This window comes from Paenibacillus oryzisoli (genome assembly GCF_001653565.1).
Classification (GTDB): domain Bacteria; phylum Bacillota; class Bacilli; order Paenibacillales; family NBRC-103111; genus Paenibacillus_E; species Paenibacillus_E oryzisoli.
Genome location: NZ_LYPB01000083.1, coordinates 103,211 through 116,473 on the forward strand (window position 1 = coordinate 103,211; position 13,263 = coordinate 116,473).

The following is a 13,263-nucleotide window of genomic DNA, read 5'->3' on the forward strand; positions in this document are numbered from 1 at the left end:
CTTAATACCCTCGCCTATGACATTAAGCAATTCCTCCAAATTTTTCACCTCCCTATGTTTTATAGTTTGAAGCTTCAAGAGACTCCAATCTTAATTTCGAAAGTAACCCCGGTCCATACATTGGAAACCATTATTTTCTAGTATAAAGTTACGCTAGACTTCTATTTTTCTTATTTACATCCCTGATCGATTTCAACTTTTGAATACTACTAAAGTATTTTCTCAGCTTGGAACTTGAGATTTCATCGAAATGTATTACATTGCACCTAAACCAATTCTGGTTTCCAGAGTAAACATGTACGGACATCAGGTCATCAGGGTTGTAAACAGTTACTAACTGCCATTCTCCCATAGTCCGTGCCAACTCAAAGCATCTTTGCGATACTGCCTCTGAACAAGAATAATAATTGAATTTCAAAAATATTCCTTTTTCTGTTACTGTTGCTAACTCTATGTCTACCTCTACCAAACACCTATTTCATAGTTTTATAGTTTCCAGTAAATCCGCATATCTATATTTTATAACTAAGCGGATATTAATTTGGGAAATTATCTTACTTAAACCCTAACTTTTAAGGAAATAGAAAAAAGCGGATAGCATTTGCTTCCACCTCAACCAATGACTTCAAATAACTATTCGCTTAAACGAACTATGCAGAGCAATGGTTCAGACCATTGCTCCTCTTTACTCTCCTCCCAACAATGGTAGAAGTGACTCGTATTCAAAAAGTTATTGACCGTTTTTTAAGTAACAACCTACAAATCATTTTTCTTTCAGCACTACAAGGAAAATAAGATAGCCTAAGTTGCCGCGGCAAACTGAACACCAATGGCCAACTTATCTTCGTTCTAAAAATTTACGTTCTCTTTCCGAAATTCCATATCGTAGCCAAGAATCAATCTGATCATTTATAGCCTTTTTGATAGGAATTAATTTCATACCTAAGTCTACCCTGTTAACAATTGATAAAATATTACTCCAATCAGCTGCATGAAGATCCCCGAATACTTCTTTCGCGGAATAAGTCCCTTCATTATCTGACCACATAATCTTAATAAAATCATTTGGATCATGATTAAGCGAAATATAAGTAAAAAAAACTTCTTCATAAAGATGATTTAAAGCATTTCTGACTATATCAACAATAATATTCATTTTGTGAGTATCTGAATAATTACTCTTTACAAACTCTAAAGCAAAGTTCTCTGCCTTTGACAGATGTTCAGCAGAAATATTCTTAAAAAAATGTTACAAATATGATCAAGAATACCGTAATAATATAGTTCGTTTTCGATGCTAACGTTAATTACTTTAATAATCTCTTCTTCAATTCCATCAATTTCCCACACAAACCCAAACTCGCTGTGAGTTATTAAAGAAATATCTCTAGTATTACGACGTAAGTACATTTCTTTAATGAACTCAACTAATAATTTGGAATCTTTCTTTAGGATCTCAAAAAAACCTAACCCACCGTAATCAAAATGTTGTTGTATGATATATTGTTGGAGGTATGACTTTTTAATAAGCTGAATATTTCCACCGAGAAGACTTAGATGTTCTTTATATAGGTCTCTAAAAACCATAATTTGCGAGTTATTATTAGAATTCTTATCAGTTATAATTTCGAGAATTCTTTGAAACAAATCAGGCTTCAGAGGTAAATATCTATCCAATCCATTAAAGTATAAATAAAAAGACTCTTCTGTTTCATCCATTGACTTTAATAATTCATCAATATTTGGGATTGAAACATCTACAAATTCATACCATGAAAGTATCCATTGTATTCTTAAATCGAAATGATATTGTTGTATTAGTCCCCATATTAATTTAGCTCTTTCTGAATCTTTAAGTTGATTTTTAAATAATATTCTAGGTATATAACATATTCTATTTTTTTCCTTCATAATCATTGTGAGCATGTACATACCCATATGAAAATTTCTGTTGCAATTTTCTTCTATAATAATATCCAGGACTCTTATATAGTTGTAGTTATTTTTTGAAAGTTGTTTTATAAATATAAATTTTTCATAGAAAAGATTTACATTTTTAATTGTGTCAAAAATGAATGAACTTCTTATATCAACATCTTTCAATCTTTCATATTCCTCGTAATTGTCAAACTCGTATATCTCTTTATCTCGATAACGATCCCATTCTATTATAATAAACATCTCATAAGTTGAATTTGTGTAATTTTGAGCAACCTTAATTAGATCCAGATGTTGTACCTCATTCCGTCTGCACCATCTAGCTAGATCTTGAACGTAACGGCAATGTAGGAAGGAATCACAACTAAAATGTCTTTCTATTATGTTACAAATGTAAGTGATATCACAATGTGCTATTTCTTTTACAGGAGCTAACCCGTGGTTTATATATGAATCTAAAAGTTCCCGTGACTCATCAGGGAAATCAGAGAAAAGGTTGTTTACTGCTTCCCAAATATGTTGCCGTAGAACTTGTATATAAATATTATCCGGCAACTCGTAATCATACCAATAAATCATATTATTTCTTTCAGCTTTTGTATGATGAAATTTAAAACCAAGAAAATCTTTTGCTATCTCTAAGAATACAACGGTCAGTAACTTATCTTTTAATTTGACTCCGTACCACTGAAAGAGCTTGATGTTTCTAACCTCTCAGCTGAATCTCATAATCTGTAACAATCTTTCCATCGTACTGAATAATTTGACCATTTTGATTCTTATCAGACAGGATAATGTCGGTACTTATCTGCCCAGCGGCTTCGGGAGACTTGACTAATCCGCCGTGCGCACCAGCTTCCATGCCGTTCAAGTCGGTTGCGGCAGCGCCAGGCATGATGCCGAAAATCTGGCGATGGCTGCCCATTTTTTCAAACTCGTAAGCGTAAGTCAGTGTCATCACGTTGAGTGCAACTTTGCTCGTAATGTAAGCGAGCGGGTGCCAAAAGTCGGTCGGCGAAATCGGAACGGTGATATTGATGATTTTCGCGTTGTCTGTCAGAGATAACAGCAGACTTTTGATGAGCTCATGTGTGCCGAGAAAATTCGTTTCCATAGCCGTACGTAAATCCTCAGTAGTATAGTCAAATGTGTGCTTTGCGAGGTCGAGCGCCGCGCGCCCGGGCTTAACACTATCGGGAATTCCAGCATTATTGACCAAAATATCGAGCGAGTTAACCATTTTAGCCGCAGCGTGCAAGCTGTCAAGATTATTCAAATCAATCTTGATGAACGTTGCTGATATGCCTTCTGCGGAAAGTTTTTCGACTGCTGCCTGTCCACGGGCTTCATCACGCGCTCCAACAAGAATGTCATAGCCACGCTTGCCAAGACTTCGAGCGATTTCGAAACCGATTCCTTTATTTGCTCCAGTGACGAGTGCTTTCATAGTGATCTCCTTTTCGTTTTTTTACTTGATACAAGAATATTATAGCTTAACGATAGAATCATCAGCATCCTCCAAAACGTCTCAATTCCACTGAACGATGCGTTTCTGCGTGGGATGGGTTATTAAATCATAAAGCAGATTGTTACTCCGCCCCATTCCCTTTGCTAACTCATTACCACGAAACACATCTCCAATTCCAATTACATAGACCCATATAACATCTGCCGAACTAAATCAGATACTATGCAATATGGAATTAAAATCATTCATTTATCATCTTTTTTTCCAATATCCATTTTCCTGGTTCGGAAATGTATCCAAGCGCTTGATTAATTGCTAGCATCGGGGCATTGGTTGAACGGTTATTCGTCCTCAGCTTTAAGACACCTATATCACGTGAAAAACGAATTGATAGCAGTTTTAAAGCTCGAGCAATGCCCTTCCCTCGAAAGTCTCTTGACACTCCAGTAAAAATGGTATGCATGGCTTCTCTTTGTGGTTTGAGCAACGTGATTCCTATAATTTCTTTTTCCTTCATAGCAAAAAAAACTGACTTCGGATTTATTTTCTCTATAATACTTAAAAATATTTCATATGGCATATTAAGCGCATCTTGAGCATCAGGCGTATCGCTTGTCAATCGACTCATAACTTCGTAATTGAAACGCTCGTTCGTGACCATATTGCGAATTTGGAGCTCCTTTTTCTCTGCATTTATTTCAACTACTTCATGCAACATGAACATATTTACACCAAGAGAACTCAATTCTTCAGGGGACGAATAAAACAAATCCTCCGCCTGCTTCACTACACCTCCGATGTTAAGAGCGATTCCGCAGGAAAGAAAAGAAACATTATCGTTTCTTTCGTACACGTTAATTTTCGCATCCGGATACAAACGCGCAAGATTCTTCGTCGCTTCCGTTCCGGCATGTGTGCACCCAACAACAACAATTTTCATTTCATTTCCTCCTATATTGTGAAATAAATCACAAGTTGGTGTTTAATGAAAACCCCGTCACTTAAAACAGGGTTTTCAATGTCATAAATATTATAAATTATCTAAAGCGGAAGGCGCTGTTGAACGACTTTTATTTCTTCTTCCCGCGACTAGAAATGCGACTGCAGCCACGACCAATGCAATAGCTACTGCCATGAACACGTCTCGAGTTGATTGAGAATGAAGTAGTACTTCTAGCCCTCTAACGAACAATGGACTAAGGAACTGGCAAATATACACGCATGCGAGAAGAAGTGATATTCCCGTTGTTAAAATTAATTTAGGCACGACTTCCGAAGTTTTTATGAATGAGAGAGGGAATAATACCCCCTCGGCCAAACCGATCATGAATACCGACAGGGCAACCGTCCACTCCGAATGCGCAGAAGAGATCAGTATGAAACCTCCCGCCATCAATCCTAAAACTATCGGAACGAGTTTCTTCTTAAATGCGCCGGTCAAACGTGTCACTGAAAGTCCACCGATAAAAACTCCGATTAACGAAAAGGCAATCAAATACCCAGCCGATGCAACACTCCCGATGCCATTATTAGCTATGAATAGGGAAAGATTCGTAGGAAGCAATGCAAACAGCATAGTATGAAACCCACCTGCAATTGCTACGGCAAAGAAAAATTTAGGCATCTTTTCAGAAGACTTTGTCAACGATTGACTGACTTGGAGCGGCGGAAATTTAGGAAGAAAAATAACAACTACAAGTAATAAAACGACCGCGTAGAAATATGTCATAAAGACGTCTCTCCACCCTAGCGATGCGATAAATCCACCGATAGAGAGGAATATTGCCCCACCAATGCCATTAATAGAAGTTTGAAGTCCATTCATCCGAGAACGTTCATTTCCATGAAAGTTTTCCGCGATTAAGGAATTAAACGTTGGCGAGATGAGACCGATACTTAACCCTAAGATAGCTCTGCATACCAAAATCATATTAAACGAATGCATGAATGCCGGTCCTACGCCTCCGATTAAATACAAGATTAAAGCAGTAATCAGGATTGTTTTCCGGTTAAATCTTCTTCCTAGCGGTCCCGACAAAAATAGAGTTGGTAAAATGAACAAGGAAGACAACGTAACTACCCACTGAACCAAAAGAGCGTCCGTATTCGGGAAAGCCACAGCCAGCGGTTTAACCGCTGGCGCAGCCATCATCGTTCCGAAGGTAGTAGTAACAGCCATCGACAATAATGCAATTCTTGCACTTACTTTCAATGACGCACCTACTTTCTGTTATGCATGTGATGAACGCCAAGAAAAACGATTCATGCCATCCATGCAAACTTAATATTTTTTATCTTTCTTCAGTCATAAGTAAGTCAAATTTACAATATCGATTAAAAGTCGGTCGAGAGGCTAATCTTTTCCCAACGTTTCGTTTCTTCTAGTTTGCCTTTATCCATCGCGTTTGCAAGTTCAACCGCGTCACTTCCTAGTAGCAAGCGAAGCGGCGGTTTTTCTTCGCCCACGATCGTAATGATCGCTTGAGCAGCTTTTGCCGGATCCCCTTTCTCTTTCCCAGTGTTATCGCGGAAATGCTTCATCATGTAGCCGACAGTGTTTTTATACTCATCTCGTGGCTGGAGTTGCTGCATTGAGGAGCCTGCCCAATCGGTACGGAAACCGCCTGGCTCGATTAAAGTAACCTTGATTCCCAACGGTTCGACTTCTTTGATTAGTACCTCAGAGAAACCCTCGACAGCCCATTTAGCCGCTTGATAAGGTGCAAGTCCCGGCGCGCCAATTCGGCCTCCAATGGAAGAAAATTGAATGATATGACCGCGTCCCTGTTCTCTTAGTAACGGCAGCGCAGCTTTCGTTACGTTAATTACTCCCCAAAGATTCGTCTCAATTTGTGCGCGGAAATCTTCCATTGATGTTTCTTCAATTGAGGAAACATTACCGTAGCCAGCGTTATTTACTAGGACATCCAATTGTCCAAACGTATCAAATGCGACTTTGATAGCTGCTTCGGCCTGATCGTACTTAGTTACGTCTAACTGTACAATACGAACTTGGCTGCCGTATTTATCTGCAAGATCAGCAAGCTGCTCTGTTTTACGAGCAGTTGCAACGAGACGATCCCCATTTGCGAGTACCGCCTCCGCGAGGCTTCGTCCAAAACCTCTGGAACTTCCTGTAATTAGCCATACCTTTTGCATATCCATATCCCCCTTACATAATTTCGATAACTTGATTAGATGTTAATTGCTTTATGTTCTACATATGCACCCAGGCCAACAACGCCAAACTCGCGACCGATGCCGCTCGATTTATACCCTCCAAATGGACCTTCGTACGATGCCATTGCGCCATTTACGATGAAATATCCTGTGCGGATTTGACGAGCGATTTCGAGACCGTGCTCAAGAGTTCCAGCCCAAACACCACCGCCAAGGCCAAAAGGAGAATCGTTTGCGATCCGCACGGCATCCGCTTCATCTTCATAAGGAATTACGACAAGAACTGGTCCAAATATTTCTTCTTGGGCAATTCGCATGCTGTTGTCTACATCCGCGAATACAGTTGGTTTAACGTAGAACCCCCCTTCCAAACCAGCGGGAACTTCCGTTCCACCGGTGACCAATCGCGCGCCTTCTTGGATACCCAGTTCAATGTAAGATTGAACGCGTTTTTGTTGGTCTGCTCTGACCATTGGCCCAATGAAAGTTTCAGGGTCTGCAGGATTGCCTACAACGAGGCTTTCTGTCATGGTTTTAATTAAATTCACTGCTTCTTCATACCTCTTTTTGGATACAAGCACACGCGTATGCGCCACACAGCTTTCCCCGTTATTAACAAACGACGCATACTTCAAACCTTGAACAGCTGCTTCAAGATCTGCATCGTCCAGAATGATCGTTGCGGACTTGCCTCCAAGTTCCAAGCTTACGCGCTTAAGTTGTTCGCCAGCGATCGAAGCGATGCGACGCCCAGCTCCTGTTGAACCCGTAAATGCGATTTTATCGACACCAGGATGTGATACAAGATATTCACTTGTTTCTCGACCAGCTGGAACAATACTAACTACACCTTTAGGAAAGCCTGCTTGTTCGAAAATTTCACCTAGTAACAAAGCATTAAGGGAAGTTTCAGGTGATGCCTTTAAGATAACTGGGCAACCTGCAAGTAATGCTGGAATCATTTTCGCTAAAGCCGATTGATTCGGAGCGTTCCAAGGTATGATGGCTGCGACAACGCCGACCGGTTCGCGGCGAATTATTGGACCTTTGCCGTCATTTAACGTTTCTTCCCAACCAAAGGATTTGGATGCGCGAAGATAAGCATTTGTTTGCTCAGCTAGGGAGTGTTGAATACCATTTGTAAACCAATTAGGCGTGCCGTTTTCAGATGTAATCAAGGCAGCAATTTCGTCAGCACGCGCAGCATGTAGTTCATTGAATCGTGCGACGAATTCTTGCCGTTCACTAGGTGTCAGCCTTGGCCACGGGCCGTTATCGAATGCGTTTCTAGCTGAAGCAACGGCCAAATCGATATCTGCCGGGGAAGCTTGTGCCGCATTCCCTACAATAGATTGGTCATGGGGGGAACGGATTTCTAGTACTTCCTGGTTAACGGGTGCTTGCCATGTACCACCAATAAAGAGCTTGTCATATATTCTCATTTGTCGTTTCTCCTTTATATTGTTATTTATTATAAATTGGCCTTGCGACTTTGCGATAATTATGCATGTTCCATGACTTCGCTGTAAGCAATGCGCCTCCCTCATATATGTTTGGAATGTTTGTTCCACATGAAATAGTATACTTGATTGTTTATTTCATTGCAAGAAATTTCGGAATAAATATTCCATGTTATTATTGGAATATTTGGTTTTATTGACGTTAATTCAAGAATTTAATCAGTTAATCTTTATTTCATGTTTCTTAATTGGAATATTAATTCTAATATGACAAAAAAAATCTCTGAACTTTGAAGTCCAAAGAGATCTTTTCTGTTATTAATGGTTAGGATTATCTTTACTTACTAAACATGATTGAAAGTTTTTATTACTTCATAAGAGCCCGGATCGAACTTTGCCATCGTTAGAGCTTCCTGGAAGAATGGAAGAGGTCTAGGATCTTCCCGCATGGCTTGATAATCCTCCATGCTTTTCCATTGGGCATACATAGTCACTTTAGTTCCGTCCAAGCTTCGATGCAGGCTGCAAGAGATAAACCCAGGTGCCTCTGTAACGGACCCCTCCGTCGCTTGGGTAAGTAATTCAACTACCCGGTCTTGATTTGTCGGGTCTACTGTAAAAACATTGATAAAGGTTAGGATGTTTTTCCCTGCAGAGATTTGTGTCATAAATACACTCCTTGTTCTTATATTTCGTTGCTTTTTTATACAATGTCCAAATACCTACTAATTATTCTAAACAGTCAACCCCAAAGACTGTATCGAGATCTCTGTTTACTAGCCGAGTTCTATACGCTCATACAAGGATACTTCGCGATCACGAATAATACGCCTTAATTGTGCTGCCAGTCCACGATCAATTTTCCCTTGCTCGTATAAGTTCTGAACTTCGTACCTTTCGGCTTGTACCGCAAGCCAGTGAAGTTCTTTACGAGTTTCATCAAAATCTTGATCTCTTTGTTTTTTCTGAACTTGAAGATTTTTCAAATGATTCAAAATCTGGTTATAGTAAGCGACTACACACTGGGAGGGGTCATTTTTACTTTCAGGCGTGCAAAGCTTCCCCATTTGATCAATCACCTTTTGTCCTGATTGAATGCGAAGGCCCCTTAATACACTGACATCTTGCTCAGTAAATAGTAAATCCCCTGAATTTGATGACAAGAGGAATGATGCTTGTAGCCTTGCCAGGAGGCTTTTAAACATCAATAACCACATACGAATACTACTCGTTAACATGATTTCAACCTGGTCTAGCATCTTATAATAATATTGTGCAAGATTCTTCGTAATATCTCCGTTCTCAAGTCTCTCACGAATATAGTTTCGTTCAATACCGATTGCTTCAATTCGCATTGCAACTTCCCTTTGATTTATTCGAGATATACGGTTATTGGAATTACCTTTTAGTCCAAGTTGATGGATGAGTCTGTTATACTCCGCAATAACTGTTTCCACCGCTTCTTCATTACTCTGATTGCTCTCTTGTTGCAAATGCCTTACTGCGACTTGCAAGATATGTTTGTGCCATTCATTCTCAACTGTAACCATTTCTGTTTCATCAAATGGAAGGCTCTTTTTCGCAATTAGCGGAAGCAAGATACTAGCAGCTAACAAAGACAAAAGGATTACACAGGTAGAGAGAAAAATAATAAGGTGCCTTTGTGGGAACAACTCTCCGTTATGCAACATTAAAGGCATTGAAAAAGCACCTGCTAAGGTTACTGCACCACGAACACCAGATAAGGTCGTCATAACATTCTCTTTAATACTTGTTACCTCTTCACTTGAAGTACCGAATACCCTCGAGCCACGTGTAAATAAAAATGTCCAAATAAAACGCAATACTAGCAGAATCGCAAAAAGAACAATAGCGTAACCAATAACGACAACGTCGTTAAATCCCGGATCCTTAAAAATAACGGAGGAAACATCCGGAATCTGTGTTCCGAGAATAACAAATACAAGTCCATTTAATATAAACAAATAAGCGGCCCACGTATTATTAGACACTACTTTTATGTTTGAGATTTCACACTCTATCCGATCATTTTCAATTGCATGTACAATCCCACCAGCGACCGCGGCCAAAATACCAGACACATTTAGTTGCTCAGCAATTAAATAAAGTAAAAATGGAGTAAGCAATTGAATTAATATATGCATTGTTGCGTCTTCTAATCCCGTACGACGCAATAGTTGGCGTATACCAATAATTAAAAATGCGATTGCAGCACCTACAATAAGGCCACCTATTGAGATGATCAGAAAACTCAAAGATGCCTTCTGTAGTGAAAATACACCGGTCACAGCTGCCGCGATAGCGAACTTGAAGGCAACGAGACCAGAAGCATCGTTCATCAACCCTTCACCTTCGAGGAGACGAATTAAGCTTTTCGGGAGATTGATCCGCCCTGCCAAAGAATTTACAGCAACGCTATCGGTCGGGGACAGGATAGCAGCAAAGGCAAAAGCAACAAATAACGGTATAGACGGAATCATCCAATGGATTGTATAACCAACGACGAATACCGTTGCGAAAACAAGTCCCACGGAAAGAAGTAATATTGGTGTTCTAAGCCTCCAAAGCTCTGCACGCGGCGCATGCTTTCCGTCATTATATAATAGTGGGGCGATAAACAAGATGAAAAACAACTCAGGCTGAAGCATCAAATGAATCCCCTGTGGAATCACAGAAATGCAGGCGCCAAGAATAATTTGGATTAACGGTACTGGCACAAACGGGACAAAGCGGTAAATGACATTAGAGACCCCGATTAGTATAAGTAATATGAGCACGCTTAGAAACACTTCCAAATTTGGTTCCCCCAATGTACGCCTAAAATCAGTACTTCCACGTCATTTGATTTTTTCAGTATCCCAACATTAATGATGTATATCCATTTAATTTAGTTCGGATGGTGCGCGTTGTCGTCACAGTGATTATCAGACCCTGAACTTTTCTATCTTATTAGAAAGTAGGTATTCTACGTATTTCTTCGCACTTTGCTCCAACTCGTCATCACTCTTATCATCCGTTTTATAGAGCGTAAACGGTTTTAGAAAGTCCGTTTCGATTAAGTTACTTGTAGCGTGAAAGGGACTTATCAAATCATCAATTGTATAGAGATCGCCCCCCTCTTTACTATAATCGCTTTCCGCTCCTCCAATTGAAATTGCGAGTCCAAGCTCTTTTCCACGTAATTTACTTCCTTTTGATGTGAAAGCCCAGCCGTATGTCAATACATCATCCTGCCACTTTTTTAACAGAGGTGGCGAACTATACCAGTAAAATGGGAATTGAAATATGATGCGATTGTGTTGTTCAACAAGTTGTTGCTCCTTGGTTACGTTTATTTGCCAATGGGGATAATTTGCATATAGATCTTGAATTGCAATTGATTCTGGGTATTTTTTTAATTCCTCTAGCCAAATTTTGTTCACACGTGATTCTTTCATATTTGGGTGAGCGATTAACACTAAGTTCTTTGTCATTCCTTGCACCTTCTAATACATATTGTCTTTTGATTCTGAACCTTGCCTTAAGAATCTTCATGTTTATTATTAAATAAGGCTGATTGGACTATACAATTGATTTGGTTTATTTTTGAATCATCTAAGGATTTTAATATTTTCTTATAATAAATACACCCCGTTGATCTCACTGATAAAATTCATTCAATGACAATCCAATGGGGTGTATTGTTTCCTCCAATTTTAAAAAAAACTACTATAAAGACCCTAACAGATTAAATTAAACTGTATAAAGTTTAAATGTTGATTGCTTTATGTTCTACGTATGCTCCAAGACCGACCACGCCAAACTCGCGACCAATGCCGCTGGCTTTGTATCCTCCGAATGGCCCTTCGTATGAGGCCATTGCACCATTGACTACGAAGTAGCCTGTACGGATTTGACGAGCGATTTCGAGACCATGTTCGAGAGTGCCTGACCAAACGCCACCGCCAAGGCCATATGGCGAATCATTTGCGATGCGCACAGCATCCGCTTCATCCTCGTAAGGAATCACAACAAGTACCGGCCCAAATATTTCTTCTTGGGCAATTCGCATGCTGTTGTTAACATCTGCGAATACCGTCGGCTTCACATAATAACCGCCTTCCAGACCTGCAGGAATATCTGTTCCACCTGTGACCAGACGTGCGCCTTCTTGGATACCTAATTCAATGTAGGATTGAACGCGTTTTTGTTGATCCTCTCTTACCATAGGACCAATGAAAGTAGCCGAGTCAGAGGGGTTGCCTACGACGAGGCTTTCCGTCATGGTTTTAATCAAATCCACTGCTTCTTCGTATCGGTTTCTGGAAACAAGAACACGCGTATGCGCGACACAACTCTCCCCGTTATTTACGAAAGAGGTATACTTCAAGCCTTGAACAGCCATTTCTAGATCCGCATCATCAAGAATAATCGTTGCGGATTTGCCACCGAGTTCCAAGCTTACGCGCTTAAGTTGTTCGCCAGCGATCGAAGCAATTCGACGCCCAGCTCCCGTGGAACCAGTAAATGCAATTTTGTCGACGCCTGGATGGGATACAAGGTATTCGCTTGTTTCTCGACCAGCAGGAACAATACTAACGACACCTGACGGTAATCCCGCTTGTTCAAAAATTTCACCCAACAACAACGCGTCAAGTGATGTTTCAGGCGAAGCTTTGAGGATAACCGGGCAACCTGCAAGTAAAGCTGGAATCATTTTCGCAAGTGCCGATTGATTAGGGGCATTCCAAGGAATAATCGCAGCGACAACGCCAACTGGTTCTCGCCGAATCATTGGACCTTTACCGTCGTTCAAAGTTTCTTCCCAGCCAAAAGATTTAGATGCACGAAGGTAAGCGTTCGTTTGTTCAGATAGGGAGTGTTGAATACCGTTTGTGAACCAACTTGGCGTACCGTTCTCAGAAGTAATTAGAGTAGCAATTTCGTCTGCACGTGCAGCATGCAGTTCATTAAAGCGTGAGACTACGGCTTCCCGTTCTCCCGGTGTCATTTTTGGCCATGGGCCGTTTTCAAAGGCATTCTTAGCAGCTGCAACAGCTAGATCAATATCTTCTGGGGATGCTTGTGCAGCTAGTCCGATTATAGATTGGTCATGTGGGGATCGAATTTCCAATAATTCTTTGTTAACTGGACTTTTCCATTCTCCACCGATAAAGAGTTTGTCATATTGTCTCATGTTGTTGTTCTCCTTTTGTT

General features: G+C 40.2%; 11 protein-coding genes and 1 pseudogene. All 12 read right to left on the reverse strand.

Features of this window, described 5'->3' with window-relative positions; translation table 11 throughout:
- Positions 1-838: 838 nt before the first annotated feature.
- The 12 genes and pseudogenes from A8708_RS25630 to A8708_RS25680 all read right to left on the reverse strand — a co-directional run bounded on the left by A8708_RS25630 (position 839) and on the right by A8708_RS25680 (position 13,243).
- The gene (locus tag A8708_RS25630) at positions 839-1,156 is read right to left on the reverse strand and encodes a hypothetical protein (protein ID WP_068668287.1); all 318 of its coding nucleotides are present in this window, start codon (positions 1,154-1,156) and stop codon (positions 839-841) included.
- Positions 1,157-1,191: 35 nt separating this feature from the next.
- Positions 1,192-2,517, reverse strand: a complete 1,326-nt coding sequence (locus A8708_RS25635; protein ID WP_068668289.1) for a hypothetical protein — start codon at positions 2,515-2,517, stop codon at positions 1,192-1,194.
- A gap of 127 nt (positions 2,518-2,644) precedes the next feature.
- The gene (locus A8708_RS25640) at positions 2,645-3,385 is read right to left on the reverse strand and encodes an SDR family NAD(P)-dependent oxidoreductase (RefSeq protein ID WP_068668291.1); all 741 of its coding nucleotides are present in this window, start codon (positions 3,383-3,385) and stop codon (positions 2,645-2,647) included.
- Positions 3,386-3,647: 262 nt separating this feature from the next.
- Entirely contained in the window at positions 3,648-4,067 is a 420-nt protein-coding gene (locus A8708_RS36635; RefSeq protein ID WP_338044239.1) for a GNAT family N-acetyltransferase, read from the reverse strand.
- A pseudogene (locus A8708_RS36640) lies at positions 4,047-4,346 on the reverse strand (FAD-dependent oxidoreductase); the annotation flags it as partial. The gene A8708_RS36635 and the pseudogene A8708_RS36640, both read right to left, overlap by 21 nt.
- 90 nt (positions 4,347-4,436) lie before the next feature.
- Positions 4,437-5,585: an MFS transporter gene (locus A8708_RS25650; RefSeq protein ID WP_204787636.1), complete on the reverse strand. Its 1,149-nt coding sequence runs from the start codon at positions 5,583-5,585 to the stop codon at positions 4,437-4,439.
- A gap of 155 nt (positions 5,586-5,740) precedes the next feature.
- Positions 5,741-6,565, reverse strand: a complete 825-nt coding sequence (locus A8708_RS25655; protein WP_068668297.1) for an oxidoreductase — start codon at positions 6,563-6,565, stop codon at positions 5,741-5,743.
- Positions 6,566-6,600: 35 nt separating this feature from the next.
- Positions 6,601-8,028 carry an aldehyde dehydrogenase gene (locus A8708_RS25660; RefSeq protein ID WP_068668299.1) on the reverse strand — a complete coding sequence of 476 codons (1,428 nt, stop codon included), beginning with the start codon at positions 8,026-8,028 and terminating at the stop codon, positions 6,601-6,603.
- 362 nt (positions 8,029-8,390) lie between these two features.
- Entirely contained in the window at positions 8,391-8,714 is a 324-nt protein-coding gene (locus tag A8708_RS25665) for an antibiotic biosynthesis monooxygenase family protein (RefSeq protein ID WP_204787637.1), read from the reverse strand.
- 108 nt (positions 8,715-8,822) lie between these two features.
- Complete coding sequence (locus tag A8708_RS25670) at positions 8,823-10,856, reverse strand: Na+/H+ antiporter (protein ID WP_239696851.1); 2,034 nt, start codon at positions 10,854-10,856, stop codon at positions 8,823-8,825.
- Positions 10,857-10,991: 135 nt separating this feature from the next.
- Positions 10,992-11,540, reverse strand: a complete 549-nt coding sequence (locus tag A8708_RS25675; protein ID WP_068668303.1) for an NAD(P)H-dependent oxidoreductase — start codon at positions 11,538-11,540, stop codon at positions 10,992-10,994.
- Between the two features lie 275 nt (positions 11,541-11,815).
- Positions 11,816-13,243: an aldehyde dehydrogenase gene (locus A8708_RS25680; RefSeq protein ID WP_068668305.1), complete on the reverse strand. Its 1,428-nt coding sequence runs from the start codon at positions 13,241-13,243 to the stop codon at positions 11,816-11,818.
- Positions 13,244-13,263: the final 20 nt, after the last annotated feature.